Origin of the sequence: Roseivirga sp. E12, assembly GCF_017592825.1 — a bacterium.
GTDB lineage: Bacteria > Bacteroidota > Bacteroidia > Cytophagales > Cyclobacteriaceae > Roseivirga.
Map to the genome: position 1 here is coordinate 960,218 of NZ_JAGFMD010000001.1, position 23,630 is coordinate 983,847.

The 23,630-nt window shown below is 40.8% G+C and carries 19 protein-coding genes; 13 read left to right on the plus strand and 6 right to left on the minus strand.

The genetic code is table 11. From position 1 onward, the window contains the following. The first annotated feature begins 10 nt into the window (after positions 1 to 10). Genes J4E76_RS04135 through J4E76_RS04145 form a run of 3 tightly spaced genes read left to right on the plus strand, consistent with a single transcriptional unit; the run spans position 11 to position 7,256 of the window. On the plus strand, positions 11 to 2,872 hold the full coding sequence (locus tag J4E76_RS04135) for a TonB-dependent receptor (protein WP_208501461.1): 2,862 nt from the start codon (positions 11 to 13) through the stop codon (positions 2,870 to 2,872). 12 nt (positions 2,873 to 2,884) lie between these two features. Beyond that, on the plus strand, positions 2,885 to 4,375 hold the full coding sequence (locus tag J4E76_RS04140; protein ID WP_208501462.1) for a hypothetical protein: 1,491 nt from the start codon (positions 2,885 to 2,887) through the stop codon (positions 4,373 to 4,375). Between the two features lie 40 nt (positions 4,376 to 4,415). Further along, entirely contained in the window at positions 4,416 to 7,256 is a 2,841-nt protein-coding gene (locus J4E76_RS04145; RefSeq protein ID WP_208501463.1) for a TonB-dependent receptor domain-containing protein, read from the plus strand. Here the strand turns inward: J4E76_RS04145 and J4E76_RS04150 are convergent. Beyond that, positions 7,253 to 8,128 (minus strand): DUF5050 domain-containing protein, encoded by an 876-nt coding sequence (locus J4E76_RS04150; RefSeq protein ID WP_208501465.1) that lies wholly within the window; start codon positions 8,126 to 8,128, stop codon positions 7,253 to 7,255. The two genes, J4E76_RS04145 and J4E76_RS04150, sit on opposite strands and share 4 nt — an antisense overlap. A 131-nt stretch (positions 8,129 to 8,259) precedes the next feature. On the opposite strand from J4E76_RS04150, the gene J4E76_RS04155 reads away from it, so the two are divergent. Further along, positions 8,260 to 9,273, plus strand: coding sequence for a pirin family protein (locus J4E76_RS04155; RefSeq protein ID WP_208501467.1), 1,014 nt, complete (start codon positions 8,260 to 8,262; stop codon positions 9,271 to 9,273). A gap of 21 nt (positions 9,274 to 9,294) precedes the next feature. Here J4E76_RS04155 and J4E76_RS04160 read toward each other — a convergent pair whose 3' ends face one another. Further along, on the minus strand, positions 9,295 to 10,620 hold the full coding sequence (locus J4E76_RS04160) for a M20/M25/M40 family metallo-hydrolase (RefSeq protein WP_208501468.1): 1,326 nt from the start codon (positions 10,618 to 10,620) through the stop codon (positions 9,295 to 9,297). A gap of 50 nt (positions 10,621 to 10,670) precedes the next feature. Here J4E76_RS04160 and J4E76_RS04165 point away from each other — a divergent pair, with 50 nt between their 5' ends. Then, positions 10,671 to 11,201, plus strand: a complete 531-nt coding sequence (locus tag J4E76_RS04165) for a hypothetical protein (protein WP_208501469.1) — start codon at positions 10,671 to 10,673, stop codon at positions 11,199 to 11,201. Here J4E76_RS04165 and J4E76_RS04170 read toward each other — a convergent pair whose 3' ends face one another. After that, positions 11,202 to 11,627 carry a hypothetical protein gene (locus J4E76_RS04170; RefSeq protein ID WP_208501470.1) on the minus strand — a complete coding sequence of 142 codons (426 nt, stop codon included), beginning with the start codon at positions 11,625 to 11,627 and terminating at the stop codon, positions 11,202 to 11,204. 187 nt (positions 11,628 to 11,814) lie between these two features. Between J4E76_RS04170 and J4E76_RS04175 the strand changes: the two genes are divergently transcribed. The 8 genes from J4E76_RS04175 to J4E76_RS04210 all read left to right on the plus strand — a co-directional run bounded on the left by J4E76_RS04175 (position 11,815) and on the right by J4E76_RS04210 (position 19,106). Further along, positions 11,815 to 13,533: a phospho-sugar mutase gene (locus J4E76_RS04175; protein ID WP_208501471.1), complete on the plus strand. Its 1,719-nt coding sequence runs from the start codon at positions 11,815 to 11,817 to the stop codon at positions 13,531 to 13,533. Next, positions 13,530 to 13,982, plus strand: a complete 453-nt coding sequence (locus tag J4E76_RS04180) for a DinB family protein (protein ID WP_208501472.1) — start codon at positions 13,530 to 13,532, stop codon at positions 13,980 to 13,982. The genes J4E76_RS04175 and J4E76_RS04180 overlap by 4 nt, the downstream gene beginning before the upstream one ends. Then, positions 13,982 to 14,995 carry a UDP-N-acetylmuramate dehydrogenase gene (gene murB / locus J4E76_RS04185; RefSeq protein WP_208501473.1) on the plus strand — a complete coding sequence of 338 codons (1,014 nt, stop codon included), beginning with the start codon at positions 13,982 to 13,984 and terminating at the stop codon, positions 14,993 to 14,995. The genes J4E76_RS04180 and murB overlap by 1 nt, the downstream gene beginning before the upstream one ends. Position 14,996: 1 nt before the next feature. Continuing rightward, the gene (locus tag J4E76_RS04190) at positions 14,997 to 15,341 is read left to right on the plus strand and encodes a hypothetical protein (RefSeq protein ID WP_208501475.1); all 345 of its coding nucleotides are present in this window, start codon (positions 14,997 to 14,999) and stop codon (positions 15,339 to 15,341) included. A 41-nt stretch (positions 15,342 to 15,382) separates the two neighbouring features. Further along, positions 15,383 to 16,591: a TCR/Tet family MFS transporter gene (locus J4E76_RS04195; RefSeq protein ID WP_208501477.1), complete on the plus strand. Its 1,209-nt coding sequence runs from the start codon at positions 15,383 to 15,385 to the stop codon at positions 16,589 to 16,591. A 33-nt stretch (positions 16,592 to 16,624) separates the two neighbouring features. Next, a complete protein-coding gene (locus tag J4E76_RS04200; protein WP_208501479.1) occupies positions 16,625 to 17,500 on the plus strand; it encodes a dimethylarginine dimethylaminohydrolase family protein in 876 nt (291 codons plus the stop codon). A gap of 52 nt (positions 17,501 to 17,552) precedes the next feature. Continuing rightward, entirely contained in the window at positions 17,553 to 18,605 is a 1,053-nt protein-coding gene (locus J4E76_RS04205; RefSeq protein WP_208501481.1) for an AraC family transcriptional regulator, read from the plus strand. 84 nt (positions 18,606 to 18,689) lie between these two features. Further along, positions 18,690 to 19,106, plus strand: a complete 417-nt coding sequence (locus J4E76_RS04210; protein WP_208501482.1) for a cupin domain-containing protein — start codon at positions 18,690 to 18,692, stop codon at positions 19,104 to 19,106. Between the two features lie 43 nt (positions 19,107 to 19,149). Here the strand turns inward: J4E76_RS04210 and J4E76_RS04215 are convergent, their stop codons facing one another. The 3 genes from J4E76_RS04215 to J4E76_RS04225 all read right to left on the minus strand — a co-directional run bounded on the left by J4E76_RS04215 (position 19,150) and on the right by J4E76_RS04225 (position 23,568). Next, entirely contained in the window at positions 19,150 to 21,249 is a 2,100-nt protein-coding gene (locus J4E76_RS04215; RefSeq protein WP_208501483.1) for an OmpA family protein, read from the minus strand. A 137-nt stretch (positions 21,250 to 21,386) separates the two neighbouring features. Beyond that, entirely contained in the window at positions 21,387 to 22,355 is a 969-nt protein-coding gene (locus J4E76_RS04220; RefSeq protein WP_208501484.1) for an ABC transporter ATP-binding protein, read from the minus strand. Positions 22,356 to 22,416: 61 nt separating this feature from the next. After that, positions 22,417 to 23,568 (minus strand): sorbosone dehydrogenase family protein, encoded by a 1,152-nt coding sequence (locus tag J4E76_RS04225; RefSeq protein WP_208501485.1) that lies wholly within the window; start codon positions 23,566 to 23,568, stop codon positions 22,417 to 22,419. Between the last annotated feature and the right edge of the window lie 62 nt (positions 23,569 to 23,630).

A 23,630-nucleotide genomic window follows, 5' to 3' on the forward strand; every position in this document is an offset into this window, starting at 1 on the left:
AAATTATAAATTGACATCTCGCACAATCGCGAATAGACTGCTGAAGTCCATTTCGCTGACACTCGTCATTTTGGCTATAGCACAAAGCAGTGCACTGGCCCAAATAGTAGTAGGTAAAGTCGTTAGAAAAGACAACAAAGAACCCATCGGCTACGCCAACGTAAAATTCTCGGGCATTAATTACTCAAACCGTTCAGTCGGAGTATCATCGGATGAAAAAGGGGAATTTACTTTGGCTGTAAAAAGCTTTCCAGTCGAATTAGAAATAAGTGCTCTAGGTTACAAACCAAAGAAAGTCACAATTACCGAATCAATCACCAATTTGGTTGTGGAGCTTGAGGAGTCTTCAAAAGCACTAGAGGAATTTGTCGTTACAGCTGAAAAAATTAGTGAGGAAGACCTAAGAGCCCCTATTGAAATTATCAAGGTAGATATAACCGAGATACAGAGTACACCTTCATTCAACTTCTTTGATGCAGTCGGTAACCTTAAGGGTGTCGATTTAACAACACAAAGTGTGGTCGTTAATACCGTCAACACGAGAGGGTTCAACTCCAGTACAAATCAGAGATTCCGACAATTCAGTGATGGTATAGACAATCAGGCTCCAGGGCTTAGTTTCTCCTTAGGAAATATAGTCGGACCAGGAACTCTCGATATTGAATCTTACGAAATTGTACCTGGCCCCTCTTCTGCATTCTACGGTCCATCTTCATTTAATGGGGTCTTGGAAATGAATACTAAGAATGCCTTTGATTACCCTGGCTTTACTTTCTCGGCCAAGGGAGCAACAGTTTCAGTATTAAAAGACAATTCGAAGTTCTTGAATATTGGAGATAATTTTATTCGAGATGTTGCAGGACGTTATGCATTCACTATTAAAGATAAAGTGGGCGTCAAGATAAGTGCCGCTTCCTTGAATGGTGTTGATTTCAGGGCTAGAAACTACGATAATTTCGGACCTGGTAAATCATTTGAAAATGTCCATTCTGGCGATAACCAAAGTGTGAATTTAGTAAATGCCTATGGAGATGATCGTTCAGCTTTTCTAGTTGTGCCAAGTGGTTTCCTTGTTGCTGGTGGTGAAGGCGGTGGCCTTGTCCCAACTCAAACGGATACGGCATTTACTGTAACCAGATCTGGTTACAGAGAAGAAGACCTAGTGAATTACGATGCCACAAATACAAAACTCAATGCTGAAATTGCAGTAAGGATAACACCAGAAATGTCTTTGGCTCTTACTTCATTCTATAGCAAAACAGACGCTATGATAACAAGTGAAGATAGGATTGCACTGAGAGATTTTGAGGTATACCAACAAAAGGCTGAACTTAAAGGAAAAAGGTTATTAGTACGAGCCTACTCCACTCAACAAGATGCTGGCAATACTTATAACGTTGGTCTATTAGCTGATGAACTTGTTCAGAGAGCTAAACCTGATGAAATATGGTATGATCAGTACACAAGGCTATATACTGCCGGTCGAGGCGTGGTAGGTGCAAGAAATCTTGCTGACTCGAGATTCCCAGGACAGTTCTTTACCAAATTTGAACCCGGAACGGAACAGTATGATTCTATCAGAAGCAAGATTATCTCTACGGAGATCACCCAAGGAGGTGCTAGAATCTTTGACGAATCAAAGTTATACCACATTGAGGGTAAATATGAATTGGAGGACGCTCAAGATTATTTTCGTAAACTGACAATTGGTGGTAACTATAGGGTTTACGACCCAGAGTCTGCAGGAACAATCTTTACAGACACCATAGGAAATGATTTAACCAATTTTGAATTCGGTGCTTTTATTGAAGGCACCAAAGCCTTAGATGACCGTACTGATGTCAGTGGCTCATTAAGAATAGATAAAAATGAAAACTTCGATGCAAAATTGAGCCAGAGGTTATCTGTGGTTAGGTCACGGGGGCAAAATCAGTTCTTTCGAGCATCGTTCCAAAGAGGTTTCAGGTTTGCAAATATCCGCGAGCAGTTCTACAACCAGAATTTAGGTGATAAGATTATCATTGGTGGTTTGACAGAAGTTACCGACACTTATGACCTACAAGGCAACGCCTTCATTCAGCAGTCACTTCAGCAATACCAAGATGCTCTTGCAAATAGCGTCATCAATGATAATGCACAGCTAGAGTTTGCCAAGCTTCAACACTTAGATGTTGCTCAGAGTGGAATTATTAGTCAAGACCAATTTAGAGGGCTAAAACCAGAACAAATAACATCTTTCGAAATTGGCTATAAGAGTCTTATTCAAGATAGAAGAGTCTTTGAAGTCAATTATTATAGAAATTATTACCAAAACTTTATTGGTAACCTCAGAGTGGTTAAACCGCGAACGAGTCCTTCTGTTGATTTGATAAGGGCCGTTGAGCAAGCCGCAAGTCCAGGAACAAGTGAAGTGATTTTTGTGACGGCAAATTCCGAAAAGCAAATCATTACCCAAGGTCTAGAAATGGTATATGATATAACAGGTTTATCAGGAGTCAATTTTGCAGTTAATGCGACTTTTGCCGACATCATTCAAGACTCTGACGACCCATTGGTACCAGGTTTTAACACCCCTCCTTTCAAGTTTAATGTGAAAGTCGGGCATAGAAGAATCAGTCGAAACTTTGGAGCCGAACTAACTTGGAGATCGAGAACAGGTTTCGAATGGCAAAGTCCATTTGCTGATGGTGATGTTGGTGGATTCAGTACATTCGATATTCAGTTGACATTCAAGCTTCCAAAGGCCAACTCTCTGCTGAGGTTTGGTGGCAATAATATTTACAACATTGATCAGTTTAATTCATTTGGAGGACCTGAAGTCAATGCATTTTATTACGTTAGTTTTACATTCGACCCATTCCAAAGCAGATAAAATAAAGTCATGATGAAAAAAGTAACACTTCTGCTCTTAACGATTTTAGTTCTCACAGCATGTGAGTACGAATTCCCAGATCCTGTAGCTATATCAGAGCCATCTGCAGATGCAGATTTCTCAAACATTGTCTTTGTTGGTGGGTCGAGACTCGCTGGCATTGAAGATGGCGCACTATCTATTCGAGGCAATCAATATGCCGTCCCTAACCTATTTTTGAAAGAATTGGGTTTTGTAGATACAGACCAAGTAGTGACTCCACGGGTCAACTCTGAAAACGGTTTCAATATTTACGAAAATGCAGATATCAATGGAACAACGGGTGCCTACCGAGTTTTCTTTCCCTCTGCCGACACCGTGTTCTTCAAAAGAGAGTTGACAACTGGCACTGCCTTAGCATTTGAAAATGCTGGTGATGGAGATTTAAATTCATTTAGCTTTCCTGGTGCCTCAATTTTAGATGTGACTGAATCTGGCAGATCGTTAAATCCTTATACCAATGCCTTTTTTGATAACTCACAATCAATTCTGGCTAGGGCCACTAGTGCTAACCCATCTTTCTTTGTGTTAGATCTTGGCTATCAGGACATGTTAAACTTCGTTTTGAATGGTGCAACAGGAGATATGAATGCAGGACTAGCCACGGCTGGTGTTGCTGATTTGCCTAGCGAAGCGTTTTTTAGAACCAAACTTGAGGAAGCGACAAATGCTCTTCTTAACCAGAATGCATCTGCAAAAGGTGTGTTGATCAATATTCCTGACTTTACACTTTTCCCATATTTTGTAAGAACGTCATATGACGTGACTCCATTTGTGATATCTGAACGACAGATAATTTCGGCTGCTCAAGGTGAAGCAGCCCTATTTAATAACTCCTTGATTGGATTCTATCAACAGAACCCGGGTATTCCATCGGCAGATAGAAGACCATTCATTGACTATGGCAACGATTCTAGGTTCAATTGGGGAATAATGGTAGAAGACCAGACTTTAGCCGATGTCACCTTCAATGGCAATGTGGTTCCTAAAGTAAGACAGTTGAAGATAGACGACTACATGTTCTACAAAGAGGAACAACGATTAAGAACCGGGTATGGCATGCAGGTATCCAACCCTGTTCCAAACAATGGATTTATCAGTTTCGAAAAAGGCGAAGAGATAAAACTAAAAATCGCAGCTTACAATGCCATAATCCAAGATGTTGCTAATAATTCTGGCGGCAGACTAGTGGTAGCAGACACTTACACTGTCTTTAATCAAATGACTAATGGTTTCAACAAGCTGTTAGGAAACGCTGCAGATGGATTGAATGTTGATGGTGTTGTATTAGAGCCTCGTATCAGTCGATTTGGCGTGTTTTCTACAGATGGTTTAAATTTGAATCCTGTCGGAAATGCAATCATTGTGAATACGATCGTCAGTGCGATCAACAATAACTTAAATGGAAACTTAAGACAGGTAAACCCAAACAATTTGCCGGGTACAGTCTTTACAAATAACTAGAGTCAAGCTCGCGCCTGTATGCTGAACTAATTCGTCTCATATGCACAAGTTGTTAAACGTAAGAATATTACTGATCATGCTTGCTTTTGCAAGCATGATTTTTAGCTCTTATACACTATCAGCGCAGAGTGTCTCTGGTAAAATCATTGACTCTAGAACCAAAGCACCAATACCCTTCGCTACTGTTACCATTCCTTCTATCAATACCATAGCCGCAAAGACCGGTACCTCTGCCAATGAAAAAGGAGAATTCACGATAGTCATTAATTCCACCCTGCCACTCGAATTGGAGTTTTCTCGGGTTGGCTTTTTAAGGAAACGAGTGCTCATCACTAGGTTTCAGGACGACTTAGTGGTTGAGATGGTGGAAGACTTCACACAGCTCGATGACGTAACTGTAACCAGTGAAAAAGTAACAGTTGAAGAACTACGTGCTCCAATAGATATTCAAAAGATAGACCTGAAAACAATCCAGTATACCCCCTCTTTCAACTTCTATGACGCAATTGGAAACCTCAAAGGTGTAGACCTTACCACACAGAGTACTATTATTAATAATGTGAACGCGCGAGGCTTCAATTCCAACTCAAACCCTCGGTTCAGACAGTTTATAGACGGAATCGATACACAAGCACCAGGTTTGAGCTTCTCACTTGGAAACATTGTTGGGCCCAGTTCACTAGACATAGAATCAATCAGAGTTATTCCTGGCCCCTCCACATCATTCTATGGTCCTAGTGCATTCAATGGAATCCTTGATATGCAAACCAAGAGCCCGTTCGATTTCCAAGGCTTCTCCTTCTCGGCTAAAGGAGCTACTGCTGCCATTGAAGATACGAATAAGGATTTTATAAGTTTTGCCAATAATACAGGGGAAATTTCGGCTAGATACGCTTATGCATATAAAGATAAAATTGGCGTAAAAGTAAGTGGTACTTTCTTTAGAGGAGTAGACTTTAGAGCTAGAAATTACGATAATAAAGGAACCGGTTTTCGGTTTGAGCAAGTACATGATAATCAAAATCAGGGTGTGGATGGCATCAATGTTTATGGCGATGACAGGCCAATAATCATGGTCCTTCCAAAGAACAATGTAAATCCGGGCGCATTAGACACGGCCTTTTACCTCACGCGAACAGGTTACCGTGAGGAGAACATTGTAAACTATGACGCGCGCAACTATAAGTTCAACGCGGAGATTGCCTACAAAATCGCTCCTGAGACTGAGTTCAGTCTAACCGCTCAGTATGGAATTGCCGATGCGATGATCACTGGAGTTGATAGAATAGCCCTAAGGGATTTCGAAATTACACAGTACAAGGCTGAACTCGAGAGCCCTCGTTTCTTGATAAGAGCCTACACTACACAACAAAATTCCGGTAATACCTATAATGCGGGAGCACTAGGTGAAGCATTGGTTCAAGCAGGAAAGCCAAATGCGCAATGGTTTCAACGATACCGCACGGGTTACACAAATACCTTAGGAGGACGAAGAGGAATAGAAATAGCTAGAATAAGAGCCGAATCATTGACCCCAGGACTCCACCCAGGTCGGCTAGACCCTGAATCGGCAGAATTTGATTCTACGAGAACAGCTATCCTTAACAATGCTAATTTTTCTGACGGAGTCAGAATTAAAGACGAATCTAGCCTGAGTCATCTGGATATTAGATACAGTTTTAAGGAAAGTCAGGAGTTTTTCAAGGACCTGTTTTTAGGCGGCAGTTATCGATTTTATGACCCTGAGTCAAACGGAACTGTCTTTGTCGATTCGGCAGCTAACGACATTACTAATTACGAATATGGTGTGTATTTGGAAGGTGTAAAGGAAATTGATGATAAGACAGACCTGACAGTGTCATTGAGGTACGATCAAAATGAAAATTTTGACCCCAAACTAAATCAAAGAATATCAGTAGTAAGAAATTATAAAAACGATCACTATTTCAGAGCTTCATTCAGTCGTGGCTTCAGATTCCCAAACGTTAGAGAGCAGTTTCAAAACCAGAATTTGGGAGATGTATTCCTAGTAGGTGGTCTTCCGGAAGTAACTGAGAACTATGGACTTATTGGCAATGCTTTCTCGCAAAGTGCATTGTTAGCCTATAATGATAGAGTCTTTGAGGCAGTTAATGTAAACAACGAAAGATATACTCAGGCTCAGACACAGTTTTTAGATATAGTACGAGATGACATTGTGACTACAGCGGATTTCGATGGTCTAGAACCTGAAAGAATAACAACCATCGAGTTTGGTTATAGGAGCCTTGTTCAACAGAGAAGAATATTTGAGGTGACGGTATACCGAAACTATTATCAGAACTTTATTGGCAATAGACGATTAGTATTACCGAGAACCAGTCCTAGCATCGACTTACAGCGAGCCATTGATCAAGGGAATAATCCTGCTACTAGCGACCTGATTTTTGTGGCAGACAATTCTGAAAGCGATATTGTGACGCAGGGAGTGGAATTACTTTATGACATTACTGGGCTTTCAGGAATCAACTTCAGTGTTAATGCCACATTCTCAAACATAATTCAAGATGCTAACGACCCAATTGTTCCAGGCTTTAATACGGCACCTTTTAAATGGAATGTAACCTTGGGACATCGGAGAATGAGTAGAAACCTAGGTGGATCATTTACTTGGAGATCGAGATCAGCCTTTGACTGGCAAAGCCCATTCGCAGATGGCAGAGTAGAGGGCTTCTCTACATTCGATATTCAGCTCACGTACAGACTCCCTGAGCTCGATTCTCAGATTAGAATTGGTGGAAATAACGTCTATAACATTGATCAGTTCAACACTTTTGGAGGACCGGAGATCAATGCTTTCTATTATATCAGTTTCACTTTCGATCCTTTTCAAAAGAACTAATAGTCACCTGGTATCCAGGCTGGTTCACCATGGTAAGTATTACCAGAAGTGATTTTCGTAAACTTACGATCTACAACGTCAATAGTATAGATATGATCACCATCATCCGTGGTACCATGAAATGCTATCTTATCTCCATTTAGTGACCATGCAATCTCTTGCTCAGCATAAGGAGTATTGGTTAGTTGCTTAAGTGCTTTGCTCTGTAAGTCCAGAATATAAATATCTTCTTTGCCTCCCTCCTTATCTTCCCGCATGGTAAAAGCAATTTTGGTTCCGTCAGGAGACCATGTATTATATTTTTCAATCAGATTATTATCCGTCAATCTATCTACCTCCTTTGTCTTAAGATTCATTAAATAGAGTTCGTTACTTCCAGATCGATCAGAAACAAAAAGTAACTTATTGCCAGAGGGAGAAACGGAAAACCTTCCATTATATGACTGACTATTGGTTAATTGCTGGCGATCACTCCCGTCCAATTTGCACCACCAGATATTCTGATTTTCATTGTCTCCTTCGATGTAAACAATTCTCTCTCCATTAGGAGTCAACTGAAAGTTCGACAACTGACTATTGGGTAGTGTATCTACTTCATTGCTATTCAAAGTTATTGCAATCACTGAAAAGTTTCTTGCCGTATCGTTCGTATAGTAAACCAGTTTATCTAACCCTTCATTCCATTTTGGGCTCCAATCCCAACCTTCATTGGTTGTGAGCCTTCTCTCCCATTGCCCTAAGACATCGTTGGTATACAAATCAAAATTTCCATCCCGACTTGATAAATAGACAAGGCTCTCGGTCTTTTCCTTCAGATTAGGACTACAGGATATAGCCGTAACAAGGACACTCAAAAAAAGAAGTTTACGCATGCACATGCTAAAAGAACTCAGAAATGAATAAAGAGTTATTCACTAAATTAAAAAATTACAGAGAGCTCTGGTTTTTAGGGAAACAGAAACCAAAAGAGCTATTTACATGTTGGTACATAAACACTGAAATTATGTCTTCAATCATCTCTATCGAAAAACTGAGTTTTCCATGGCAAACACAAGATCCATTCTTGTTCTGTGCGTTCCATGATGACCACTATCCCAAGGGAAATGGTAAGTTGGGACCTGTAGATTCTCTATCGGGTAGACAAATAGGCTCAGATTTTAGTGGAAAGGATGGTTGGAGTATGTACCACGGTCAGGAAGTACCGGGTTTCCCATCACACCCTCATAAAGGTTTTGAAACGATAACTATTGCCGAAAAAGGTTTGGTAGATCATTCTGATTCATTGGGAGCTGCTGGAAGATTTGGTAATGGCGATGTGCAATGGATGACTGCAGGTGGTGGTGTTCAACATTCAGAAATGTTTCCTCTATTGAAGGAAGATGAGGAGAATCCTTTATTGCTATTTCAGATTTGGCTCAACCTACCAAAAGCCAGCAAGCATGTACCAGCTCATTTTGCAATGCTTTGGAATGAAGACATACCCATTTACAAACACACGGATGGAGAAGGAAATACAACGTCAGTAAAAGTCATTTCTGGAAAGTTGGGAGAAATTGTAAGTCCAAGTCCAGCGCCAGACTCCTTTGCCGCTAATGCCGACAATGATGTGGCAGTATGGTTAATTGAAATGGAAGGCAATGCGCAGTGGGAATTACCACTAGCTGATAAGGCTTCAAACAGAAGTCTTTACCTATATGAAGGTGATGGAGTCTTAATTGATGGTCAAGAGTTCCCAAAAGGCTATATGACCAAACTTGCAGCTAACGAAGCTACCCGATTAGTGAATGGTGATTCGACAGCCAAGTTCTTGTTTCTTCAAGGAAAACCGATCGGTGAGCCTGTCGCCCAATACGGACCTTTTGTAATGAATACGAATGCCGAAATCCAAGAAGCTATGATGCAATTTCAAAGGACTCAATTTGGAGGCTGGCCATGGCCTAGCAGCAGCCATACACACGATCCAGCGCGTGGTCGTTTTGCGCTGCATGCTGATGGTCGTGAGGAGATTAAAGATTGATAGCCTGAATCGATTTAGCTCTTATCGTTTTTCAAGTTTAATCCCTTTCATCAAACGGTACATCAAAACAGCCGCTCGCTTGCTTTGTTTGGGTAAAGCACGTATGTCTCCAGTTTCATTGATTGTGTGATCATCGGCACCACTCATTCCCATTCCATCAATGCCCATACTGATATAGGCAGAGGTAAAGGATATATCCGCAGCGCCAGCATCGGCAGGATTGACTGCTCCTACCTCGCCAAAGCCAAGGTCTTGACTTACTTTGCTGAAAGCATTCATTAACTGATAGTTACCATCTGTTGGTGCAAAAGGAGGATACCCATCTGCGAATTCAATAATGGCCTTTGTCTGAGGTAAGTGCTTTGAAACAATCCTCTTCATGGTAGCCTGTGCCTTGGCTAATTGTTCTGGCGTCAAGCAACGAATGTCACCTGTGACTGTCACATCTTTAGAAACCACATTGTTCTTACCGAAAGCGGTTCCGGATTTTTCACGATCATCGTAAGTCACAGTTGTTCCACCCACAATTGCACCTGGATTAAAGGTCAAAAACTCCTCACTTGCCAACTCATCATAAAACTGATAAAGGATTCTGGAAGCTTCATAAATAGCCCCTGCCCCCACTTCAGGCTTAAACACTTGACTTGAATGAGCCGCATTTCCGGTGACGGTGAGCTTCCATTCAGACGAGCTACGTCTAGCCACATTTACTGTCGCTGGGTTGCCATCTCCATTCTCAAACCCTAAGGCTACATCTGCCCATTTAGCGGCTTCTATTAATGCTTTCTTAGATTCAGACAGTGGCTTACCACTAAGTTCCTCGTCTCCTGTCATCACCACCCAGATGTTCATGTCCTTAAGTATGCCCTGAGCATGCAAGGCCGATAGTGCCTGCAAAATGATGACATCACCACCTTTCATATCTGCAATACCCGGTCCTTTGATGGTGTTCTCGTCCACCTGTCTCCATTCCTGATTAGGACTATCTGGTTCAAAGACTGTATCTAAGTGACCGATCAGCATTATTTTCGGTCCCTTACCTCCTTCAATTTTAGCGACCAAGTGCCCGGCACGGTTAAAAGAACGACCATCTAACCATTCGGTCTGCATGCCCAGAGCATCAAACCTAGGCATCAATACATCAGCTACAGCCCTTACGCCTTCAAAATTCATCGTGCCACTATTGATGTTGATGATGTCTTTGAGTAGCTGCAGTGCACTGGCATTATTTTCATCTACCCAATTGACCAGCTTCTTTTCAGTTCTATCAACCTGGGCTTGAGAAAGAGCGGTTATTGTAAAGAGAAATAAGACTGTGAGGAAATAAGGGAGGTGGCATTTTTTCATAGCAATCTGAGTATTTTTAACAATACTAATCAACAGTTATAAGAAATTCTATGAGCCAGCACTTAGATTTTAAAGGAAAGTGGGGAACCGAGGTTCGTAAATGCTATAAACTCAAAAGCATTCAGTCTGTAGATGGCACAGAATTAGCACCTGAGGATATGAGAATCCGATCAATGAACTTTGGCCAGCATTGGAGAACTGAAGGTGTTGAAAACTTTCCATACGAAGCTAAAATTCCATTAGCCTTTGTCATAGACTATTTGAATACTCAACTTGAAGAGTATGTTGAGGACGCGATCGCTGATCCTGATGAAGATGATGAAATGGACAACCTTCTTAAAGCTTATGGATGGTCCACCGATGCCGAAAATCTACTTTCAAATACCTCTGAAAGACTAAAAGACTTGCTCATGGACTTCTTTGCCTTTGATATGCTCATACACTGGTATTGTGATGGTCAAGCACCAGATAATGGGGCTATGATCAATTCTTTTGAAAGATTTTCTATCGATGGAGATTATCTAATTATCACAGGACAGTGTAGGAAATCTGGCTTCCCTGTCAGGTATCAGGATATCTAGTTATTTCTTCGCCCTCCAAGCCACTTGCTTAGCAGTGTCTCCCACTGTAACAATGAGCCTTGTTGGTCCAGGTACTAAAACGATTCTTACTTCTTGATCTGGGAAGTCATCTACTGTAACTGGAACACCTTCTCCATATTCGATATCGTAGCTATAACGCCCTTTATGATCCTTCTGGTTACGAATGTAGTTTTTTGCAAAATAGGCTACCGGAAGTAACACATCATTATCTGGACAAAACTCATCATGAACTTCGGCAATTGCCTCTTCTAAGTCTTGACCAAAATCTTCTAGAAATTGATCTTCCAAATCATGAAGTTCTTCTTCAAGATCATCATAGCGTTCATCGCTATAATCCATCTCGTCTAACTCATTTATCTTGTCAGCGATGAGTACAAAATCCTCATTTAACTTATCTACGTTCATGCTTCGTTAACTTTAATGCAAAGAAGTTTAGTTCAACTAAAACATACAAGCATATTGATGAAAAGGTACTTTATTTTTGACAAAAAGTAGAATAGCTTTCACCACCTGAATAAGCCTCTTATTTTTGTTGCAATAGTTACTTCTTACAGTTTTGATTTTGCTAGAAGTGACCAATTAATTCTCAGTAATGATTGATCAATCGACACAGGAAAAAATAGATTTATGGCTCAATAGTGCTATAGATGAGGAAAGCAAAGCACTTATCAGGGCCATGTCTGAAGATGAACTGACAGACTCTTTCTACAAAGATCTAGAATTTGGAACAGGTGGCCTACGTGGAGTAATGGGTCCAGGCTCCAATCGTATTAACAAGTACACCATAGGCATGGCTACGCAAGGCCTTGCCAATTATCTTCTAAAGTCTTTTCCAGGTGAAGAAATTAAAGTGGCTATAGCACACGACAGTCGAAATAACAGTCGTTTCTTTGCTGAAACAACGGCTGCCGTTTTCTCAGCTAATCATATTCATGTCTACTTATTTGAAGACCTAAGGCCCACCCCAGAATTATCTTATGCTATAAGGAAGTTGGGTTGCAAAAGTGGTGTTGTTTTAACCGCCTCTCATAATCCAAAGGAATACAACGGCTATAAGGCTTATTGGGATGATGGTGCCCAAGTCATTGCGCCTCATGACAAAAATATCATTGCCGAGGTTCAGGCCATTGCTGGTTTCGAAGCAGTCAATTTTGACAAAAACGAGAGTAAAATAGAGTCGATCGGTAGAATGATGGACGAACAATATATTGATGCCATTTTAGACCTTACACTGGCTCAAGATGCTATTGATAGGCAGTCCGATTTAAAAATTGTCTTCACTCCTATTCACGGAACTTCGATCACACTTGTGCCTGAAGTTTTGGAAAGAAAGGGTTTCAAAAACGTTTCGATAGTAGAAGAACAGGCTGAACCCAATGGTAACTTTCCAACGGTAGTATATCCTAACCCGGAAGAGGAAGAAGCCATGACCATGGCCTTGAAGCAAGCACAAAGGCTGGATGCCGATTTAGTAATGGCGACTGACCCTGATGCAGATAGAGTGGGCATTGCTGCAAAGAATAAGAATGGCGAGTTTGAATTACTTAATGGTAACCAAGCCGCTGCTTTGCTGATTTACTTTCTTCTTTCTAAATGGAAGGAAAATGGAAAGCTCAATGGTAATCAAATGATTATCAAGACAATCGTTACTTCAGATCTTTTAGACCGAATTGCCGAAAGTTTTGGTGTAGACTGTCCAAACACACTCACTGGTTTCAAATTCATTGCATCATTAATCAAAGAATTAGAGGGCAAAAAAGAATTCATTGGAGGTGGTGAGGAAAGTTATGGTTACATGATCAGCGACTTTGTAAGAGACAAAGATGCTATTGCCTCCTGCGCTATGCTTGCCGAAATGACCGCTTGGGCGAAAGACCAAGGACTTACTGTCTTTGATCTACTAACCGAAGTTTACCTGAAATTTGGCTACTATCAAGAAGCACTAGTTTCAATGACAAAAACCGGAAAGCAAGGGGCTGAAGAAATACAGGCAATGATGTCTGGTTTTAGATCAAATCCTCCAACAGCAATCGCTGGCAGCAGAGTAAATAAGGTTTGCGACTATCAGACATCTAAGGAAACGGACTTGGTTAATGGTTTTACAGCAGTAATTGATTTACCCAAATCAAACGTACTACAGTTCATACTAGAAGATGGTGCTAAAATTTCTGCCAGACCCTCCGGTACAGAACCAAAAATCAAGTTTTATATTAGTGTAAACATGCCACTGGAAGCAAAAGAAGATCAAGCATCTGTAAAAGCTTCTTTAATGGCCAGAATCGAAGCCATTAAAAAGGATTTGGACCTATGAAAGCAGTAATCGAATCTCTCAATGGGCTCTACGAAAGGGACCTGGACAAGCTCTTAACAGAAGTTAAAGCTTATAAGGATGAAGCCAACTTGTGGAAAGTAGAAGGTGAAATCACAAACTCTGGCGGTAATCTTGCCCTCCACTTATGTGGTAACTTAAGACACTTTATTGGTGCTATGCTTGGTGGATCTGGTTACATCAGACAAAGAGATGATGAATTCAACCTTAAGGATGTTAAAAGATCTGAGCTGATAGACCTGATTAAGACGACAAAGAAGGTTGTCTCTGAAACGCTCAGCGCATTGAACGAGGAACAACTTGAGGAAAACTATCCGGTTAATGTGTTCGGAAAGGAAATGACAACCATTTTCTTTATTAACCACCTCTACGGGCATTTGAATTATCACTTAGGCCAACTCAACTATCACAGAAGGTTATTAGATCAATAATGGCCAATTTCTCAGAAAACGTTTCTCTCAAACCATTCAATACTTTTGGAATTGATGCCCGAGCGAGGAAGTTCCAGACATTCTCATCGCTAGGTGAACTTCAAGCTTTACTAAAGTCTATTGGAGATTCACCATTATTAATACTCGGTGGTGGAAGTAACCTACTGCTGACTCAGGATTTTGAGGGCTACGTGCTGAAAAACGAGCTTAGAGGCATCTCTGTCATTGAAGAAAACAAGGACCACATCTTCGCTGAAGTCCAAGCAGGTGAAAACTGGCATGAATTCGTACTACATGCCATAGCTAATAATTGGGCAGGGGTTGAAAATCTATCTCTTATTCCCGGAACTGTCGGTGCAGCTCCAATGCAAAACATTGGCGCTTATGGCGTAGAGATCAAGCAAGTCTTTGAGTCCTTAAAAGCAGTTGAGATCGAGACAGGAATTGTACATACTTTCAATAAGGAAGAATGCGAATTTGGATATAGAGAGAGTATTTTCAAAAAATCTCACAAGGGCAAGTACATTATCACGTCAGTAGTTTTTAGGTTGAATAAAAAGCCTGAATTCAATATTTCTTACGGTGCAATTCAAGATACACTTAATGAATTGGGCATCTCAGAATTAAGCATCAAGGCAGTGAGTGATGCTGTCATCAAAATCAGGCAAAGTAAACTCCCCGATCCAAAAGAAATTGGAAATGCCGGTAGCTTTTTCAAGAATCCAGAGGTTGGAAAAATCGACTTTGAGGGCCTTAAAGCTGAATTTCCTAATATTCCGGGTTACCAATTGCCCAATAATGTAGTGAAGATTCCTGCGGCCTGGCTGATTGAGCAAGCGGGGTGGAAAGGAAAGACATTTGGCCAAATTGGCGTTCATAAAAATCAACCCTTGGTACTCGTCAACTACGGACAGGGTAAAGGTGTCGACTTGAAAGACCTTGCCTTCAAAATTCGAACAAGTGTAAGCGAAAAGTTTGGCATTGAGTTAACCCCTGAGGTAAATATTATCTAACATGGACAAGGGAAAACTCATCGATTATTGTCTAGAGGAAGCTCGAAAAGGTAAAGACTTCGGAACACTACGGGAAGAGCTACAAGCCTTCAATCTGGAACCTCAAGAAATTAACCAGATTATTAAGTATGTTGACGATAACCTGCTAACAAATGCGCTCCATGGGGCATATAAAAGTCATAGAAGAGAGTACTTAATGGTGGGATGGTTTCTTTTGATTGTTGGCGTACTTGCCACAGTGCTTACCTATACTGGTGTCATTAACATGGGCGATTCTTATTTGATTGTCTATGGGCCCATCATCGTAGGACTCGGTTTAATAGTAGGGAATCGGACTGAGGTTTAAATCAGAGTTTTTATCTATCTTCAGCCACTCTTTAATCAACCATGGCTAAGCGTACCCCTGCCCTAGGCTTTATACTATTTACCGTTTTACTAGATGTCATTGGCATAGGAATAATCATTCCGATTATTCCAGGCCTTTTAGGCGAATTAGGCTATCCAGATGCCGGAGAAGCCTCTTTCATAGGAGGATTACTACTTTTCACCTATGCCTTCATGCAATTTCTGTTTGCGCCAATACTCGGTGGACTGAGCGATCAATATGGAAGAAGGTTGGTCATTCTTATAGCCCTTTTTGGTTTGACAATCGATTATGTCGTTGTTGCATTTGCACCAACAATCGTATGGTTATTTGGTGCTAGAATAGTCGCAGGTATTTGTGGGGCAAGTTTCTCATCGGCTTCTGCCTACGTTGCAGATATAAGTGCCCCAGAGGACAGACCCAAGAACTTTGGAATGATCGGTGCTGCTTTTGGGCTAGGGTTTATACTTGGCCCTGTATTAGGTGGCTTGTTAGGCCAGGTAGACATACGACTACCCTTCTTTGTTTCAGCTGGTTTAACTTTCCTAAACTTCATATATGGCTTTTTTGTGCTACCCGAATCACTTAGCAAAGAGAACAGGCGCAAGTTTGAATGGAAAAGGGCAAATCCCATAGGATCACTCAAAAGCCTCACCAAATATCCTTTCTTAAAGAATCTTTTCATTGCCTTCTTTATCATCTATGTGGCCAGCCACTCTGTGCAGAGCAACTGGTCATTTTTCGGCAAAGAAGTATTTGAATGGACCGAATTAGATATTGGAATCTCTCTAGCAGTAGTTGGGTTCTTTGTAGCCATTGTTCAGGCTGTACTCATTGGCAGAGCGGTCAAGAAGTTTGGTCAGAGTAAAACCATCTACATTGGCCTAGCTTGCAACCTAACTGGTTTTATCCTCTTTGCGATGGCTTCTCAAGAATGGATGATGTACTCCTTCCTAGCAGTATATGTTATGGGTGGACTGGCGGGGCCTACTCTTCAAGGTATAATGTCTTCACAAGTGCCTGCCAATGAACAAGGTGAATTCATGGGGGCCATTACAAGTCTACAGAACCTTGGTAATATCTTTGGACCCCTAATTATGACTGGAATCTTCTTTTACTTCACTACCACATCTAGTTTCTATTTCCCAGGAGCTGCCTTTGCCTTAGCAGCGCTCTTTTCAATCGTTAGCGGAACAATTATTTACAAAACAATTTCAAAGCGGACTGAATGATTAAATTGAGGATACTTTGAAAGACATCTCAATTTGAAAATCCAAGTCTCTAACGAAACAGCCCCTCTTGAAGTGGTGATTCTCGGTATCGCAAACGATATGGGCGCACCTCTGGACATCAATCCTGTCAGTAAATCTCATATGCTCAATGGTACCTACCCTGTGGAGTCAGACATACTTAATGAGTTGGCAACTTTTGAAAAGGCGCTTCTAGAGGCCAATGTACAAGTGCTTAGACCCAGAAATCTCGAAGGAGTAGAACAAATCTTCACTCGAGATATAGGCTTTGCCATTGACAACAAATTCGTTATTGCCAACATGAGAGAGCCTGTAAGACAAAAAGAGTTTCCAGGTATCGAACAACTTTTAAGTGATGTTCCTAAGTCAGATGTATTGAGACTTCCAGATGATGTGCTTGTCGAAGGAGGTGATGTAATCGTACACAATGATTATGTATTTGTCGGTATTAGTAGGCGAACCAATATGGCAGGATATGAATTCCTTAAAAATCATTTTCAGGATAAAAGTGTTCACGCGCTTCCATTAGAGGTGACTGACAGCCCACAAACAAATATTCTTCATCTAGATTGTGCTTTTCAACCTGTAGGAGAAAAGTCTGCAATCATCTATGAAGAAGGGTTCAAATCGAGGCCAGAAGTACTCTATGATCTTTTCGATGAAGATGATTTCATTAGAGTTTCATTAGAAGAAAAACAGAGGATGTTTCCTAACATATTCTCAGTGTCACCTACTAAAGTCATTGTCGAGGAGCAGTTTCACAGACTGAAAGAAGAACTGGCTAGCAGAGGAATAGAAACCGTAGATGTAAAGTTCAAAGAGACCTCAAAATTGAGTGGACTATTGAGGTGTTCCACATTGCCACTCCGGAGATCTCACACAAACATGTGATCAAAGGATATTCTCCTTTATCCTTATCTTGCCAACCTACGTAAGCATATTCATGGAAGCCAAACTGGATATTTGGATTGTACTTTTTATTGCTGCCGCGGCACAAGGTGTGTTTCTTTCTTCAATGCTCTTCTTAAAACCCTCAAGGGTTGAAACAGCAAAAAAAGCACAGTACTTACTGGCACTTCTGATGCTGACATTCACAATCACTATTGCCTACTACGTAACGTACTGGACAGGTATTTCTAGTCAGCTAAGTCCAATTCTTAGTATAATTCTGCAGTTCACTCTACTCTTTGGGCCACTTGCCTATTTCTATCTCTATTATTCGTTACGTCAAAAATTACCAAGGTTTTATGGCTTACACTTCTTGCCATTCTTGTTGGTCAATGCATTGATGTATAGCATTCAATTCATCCAACCTGATTTTCAATCATATTACCTTTTTAGTGCTTTTGCGTCCCTTCATGTATTGGTTTATGCATTGTACAACTTGTTCTTTATCCGATTAGAAAACAATAACAAGTGGGTAAGGCAAGTCGCTCTTTCCTTCTTAGGTTATGCAATCTGCCTCTTGACGTATTATATATTGGTTTGGACAGGAGTTTTACAAATCCAGCACGACTATATGGTTTCAATGGGTATGACTTTATTCATTTACTTTATCGGGTACCATGGCTTTAAGCATCCAGTTGCATCTGATAATAAATTGTCCCAAGAGAAATATCAAAAGTCATCTCTGACCGATCAGGCTATAAAGCTCATTGCACAGCAACTTGATGACTTAATGCAGAAGGACAAGCTGTACACCAACGGTGACTTGAAATTAAGCCAGCTTGCCTCTCTCCTAGAACATAGTCCTCATGTAGTCTCACAGGTCATCAATGTGGCTAAAAAACAGAAATATTCAGATTATCTAAATGAGTTAAGAGTAGATGAAGCCATTAGACTCATGAAAGAGGAAGAATACCAAAACGCTAAACTGATTGCCATTGGCTTGGATGCAGGCTTTAACAATAAAACTTCCTTCCTAAATGCCTTTAAGAAAAGAATTGGGCAATCTCCTTCTGACTATAGAAGATCCCTCTATAGTCAGGTTTCATAGTGAGTGAATGGAAAATCTTACCGGGGTTTCCCAAAACACAATTCGTTTTGAGCTTATTAATGTTTTAACCTTAAACTGATGAATATGTCACAGAGAAGATCATTTATAGCTACACTTGGTTTATTTTTATTTACCAACCCAGTCAGACTACTTGGCAGAGTGGGCTCAAAAAAACAGACTATGAATTCAAAATTCTATGACATAGCATCTCTTGAAAAAGAACTTAAATCAGGGAATCGCAGATACCTCCCTTTTCTCAATGTCGATAAGCTAAGGACTGGACTTTATATACTACCAAAGGGATCTGAGGACACTCAGCAGCCTCACGAACATGATGAGGTTTACTACATCCTCTCGGGGAAAGCTAAATTCTTAGCAGGCCAAAATGAAACAGCTGTAAAGGAAGGTGCTGTCCTTTATGTGAAAGCCAATGTTGAGCATAGGTTCTTTGAAATCGAAGAAGAACTCAAGATTCTCGTATTCTTCTCAAATATGAAATAAAAAAAGGGAGTCATTAATGACTCCCTTTTTTCTAGACAACGTTCTATTTCTTTCTCTCTCCATTTTCATCTACGAAGTAGAGTTCCACCCTTCTGTTAAAGGCTCTTCCTTTGACAGTTCTGTTCGAAGCTATCGGCAAGTCCTCACTAAAAGTCTGCACGTCCATTTGGTCAGCATCAACTCCCTTGTCTTTCAAATAGTTGAAAACTGCAGTGTATCTCCTCTGCCCCAGAGCAACATTATATTCATTCGTACCATAGGCATCTGTATGGCCAGCTACCATGATTCTTAGATCTGTTCTTCTTTGAAGTAGCTCTGCTGCCTCATTAAGTCTTTCAAAAAACTCAGCCTTGATATTCTGTTTATCGAAGTCAAAGAAAACGTTAGGCAATTCGATTAACTCTTCCTCAGCAACTACAACCGGATCAGCTGCTTTTTCCTCAACAACAGCTACTGGAGATTCTTCGACCACTGTGTCTGCGGTAGCTTCCACGACTTCTTCCACAGCTTCGACTACCTCCTCTACAACAGGCTCAGGTTCTTCTTCAACCACTGGAATCACTACCCCTTCAGTTGATGGTGGATCTACTGGAATATTGTTCGGATCTAAATCAAAGCTATTGATCATTTTGACATAGATCTCCTTTTCATTTCGACCACATTCTCCAATAAAGAAATCTTGTTCTATTTCAAACTCATCTCTAAACAATACTCGAATTTGATGCTCTTTTTCATAGAGCACTTCTCCATCTCGTTCAACTCTAAGAGTGAAATCACTCTCGATTGGCATATTCATAAAGTACACGCCATATTCATTCGTCACTGCAGAGTATTTATCCTCTTGGCCTACGACCGAGATAGTGGCATTACCTACTGCTGTTACATTATCACACTCGAGTACTTTACCCTGGATCTGAGAGTTGTTGAACATGATCACACGATAAATATCAACCTCTCCATATCCACCTGGTCGGCTAGAAGAGAAGTATGCGTTTTTACCATAAAGGGTAAAAAAAGTGTCATCAGTTGGTAGGTTGATCGGTGCTCCCATATTTTCTGGCTTTGAGAACAAGCCGGTAGCCGTATCAAGTCTTGAAGTGAAAATATCGTAACCTCCCATTGAATCATGTCCTTTTGATGAAAAATAAAGTGTTCCATCTTCTGCTACATAAGGAGCGTCTTCTTTCTTAGGAGTATTCAGTTCTTCAATGAAATATGGTTTTGACCATTTCCCATCTGCTGACTTGTGCACAATGTATAAGTCAGAGTTTTCATTATTATTACCAAAGTCTGAGGCGTAGATAATCGAATTCCCATTGTTGTATACAAATGCATGCGGTTCCCATTTACCTGTATTAATAGGAAGTTCTTCTCTTTGTCCCCAAACACCATCAGCTCCTAGTTGAGACATAAAGAGGTCCTCTTCTCTATAAGTAATCAGCGTACTATCATTATTAAGAAGTTGAATAGGAGCATCAAAAGTGCCATCTGAGGCATACCCAGCAAGAGGTTTATCCTTATTCCAGTCGTCAAGTTCATTCATATCAGCAGTCAATACCTGCTCATAGTATTCACCATCATCGGCAACCTCACCAAGCCCTTCTCTTCTCGCGGTAAAGAATATACCTCTTTGATTAGAGGTGACAATTTGACTATACTCGTTACCAACAGTATTAACATTTGCTCCCAGATTTTTTACAATAATCTCTTTCGGCTGAGGCAGGTAGAGTTTGGCGTTTTGAATGTTATTGAATATTTCAAAATAACGCGGTTTTGCATAATCCTCTAGTAAGTTTTGATTAACCCTTCTTAAAGTTCTTTCGGCATCATCTACTCTTCCACCAAATAGGTATGCTTCAGCATAAGGAATCCAAAATGAGGGGTCATCTTCTGCATAAGGTAGAGCTTCTTGGAACAGGGCGTAAGACTTATCAAAGCGATAACGTTGTGAATGACAAATAGCGGCCAGCCATTTTACCTCATAGTTCTTTTTCTTTTTTGCCATGATTGGTTCCAAGTAGCTTAAGGCTACCTCCCAATCTTCTTCTTCCATTGCTCCATAAACCTTGTTAAGGTTTTGTGCTTTTAGGGCAACGCTGCACATGACAATGAATGCCAATGTTAAAAGTGCTGATCTTTTCATCGTTTAGTTAGTCAGTTGTATAAAAATAGTGTCTATGTACCGTGAAAGGTAAGTCGAAAAAGTCGATGGTTGTGTTGAGGATGTATAGAAACTATACGAAGCTAAGATACGAAAAAATCTTCTACAAGAACCGAATACTAAAACCTCAATATTTCAGCATCATTAAAGCCGATCATAAAAGTTCCATTTTGGATATTGATAGCAGCATCAGAATACAAGAAATACAGCTCCTGATTATCCTCATCAAAGGCTTCTATCAAATACTTACCTCCTAAGAAAATGGACTTCTGAAGCCTCACCTTCCTTTGGTAATCAAATTGAGCACCAAGGCCAATACATTCTGCACGCACATAGGCATTGGCCTTATTGGTGAGTGAAGCTACATCATTAACACGACCAAAGAATTTGGCTACCTCTAAGTTTTTAGGTGATTGGTATATGTTTGGGACTGTGTCATTTTGAATCATCTCCCCTTCCGATAAGAAGGCCACTCGATCGGCAACCAGCATAGCATCTCTCGTATCGTGCGTAACGAAAATCAGTCCTAGATTCTCTGACTTAACGATATCGACCAATTCGATAAGTAAATCTTGCTTAGTCAATGGATCGAGATTACTAAAGGGCTCGTCCATTAAGAGTAGCTCCGGATCATCCGCCAGAGCTCTGGCAATCGAAAGTCTTTGCTTTTGTCCTCCCGAGAGTTCCTTGGGCATTCTAGCAGCCAGTTCAGAAATATTGCAAAGGGCCAATAACTCTGCTGTCCTCTCCATTTGATATTCCTTGTCGAAATGAAGAAGTTTATATCGGATGTTTTCCTCCACCGACATATTAGGCTTAAGCTGAAAGTCTTGAAAGACTACTTTGATTTTTGGGTGACCAGCAATTAGCTGTTCATCAGGGTCTTGCAAGGGGATGCCTTTGAAAAGAACTTCTCCCTGGTCCGGCTTCATGAGTCCCGCAATAATCTGCAGCATAGTACTCTTGCCTGAGCCACTTTTGCCAACTAGGGCTATGATCTGGTTTTCGACAATGCTGAGACTGACATTATTCACAGCACCATAATCCTCCCCCGGGTAAGTTTTAGAAATGTTTCTGACTTCAAGCATCTGGTCCTAATTAACAAAAAAGGCCACCCAATGGGCGGCCTTTGTCGAAATTAATTTCGAATTAATTCTCGTAACTGATTCTATAGATACAGTGGTTAACATCATCAGAAACTAGGATAGAGCCATCAGGCATTTCCATAATATCTACTGGCTTACCCCAACCTTTATTCGTCTCCTCATCTAACCAACCATCTGCAAAAATCTCACTCTTCACCACTTTATCACCTTCAACTTGAATAAACCTCAATTGATAACCAATATGACCAGCTTCTTTCGTCCTATTCCATGAACCGTGCTGCGCTACCAAAATGTTATTCTTGTATTTAGTGGGGAACATATTCCCCTGATAGAATCTCAGGCCTAGTGGTGCCGAATGTGGCTCAAACTTGAATGCTGGCTCTCTATAGTCAGCTTTGGCATGGTCTTTTCCGAAATCAGGGTCTGCAATATCACCTTGATGCCAATAGGGAAAACCAAAGTGGTCCCCTTTGGCTGAAACATGATTTAATTCACAGGCAGGGACATCATCTCCCAATAAATCTCTTCCATTGTCTGTAAACCACATATCACCCGTCTCAGGGTGCCATGCAAAGCCTACAGAGTTACGTACTCCCTTTACATATACTTCCATATCAGAACCATCCGGATTCATTCGGGTAATGGAGGCATAAACTTCATTTTCTTCTGACTTATCACATACATTACAAGGAGCACCGACAGGAACATAGAGCTTTCCATCAGGGCCAAATGAAATAAACTTCCATCCGTGATGCGTTTCAGTGGGGTACCCATCGAAAATCACTTCTGATTTAGGTGACGCTAGGTTGTTCATAATATCTGGAAACCGATGAATTTTACTCACTTCGGCCACAAACAAATCACCATTATGGAAGTAAACACCGTTAGGCATTCTGAGTCCAGTTGCGATCGTGTCTACTTTATCGGCCACCATATCTCCATTAGTATCCGTCAAAGCATAGACATTCCTTCTTCTTCGATTACCGACAAAGACTGTTTTTCCATCATCTGTTCTGGCTAGTGAACGGGCATCAACAATGTTTGTGGCGTACATAGATATTTTAAAGCCATCGGGAAGATTTATCTTGGCTAGTCTGGCACTGTACTCGGTATCTGTTTGCTGCCCAGCAGACTGACATGCAGCAGAAAGGCTGATTAAACAGGCTAGACTTAGGGTAAGGACAAGTTTGTTCATGGAAGAAGTATTCGTTTTCCCGAAGGTATCAAAAAACAAGGATTTCCATGAATGCTATTTTA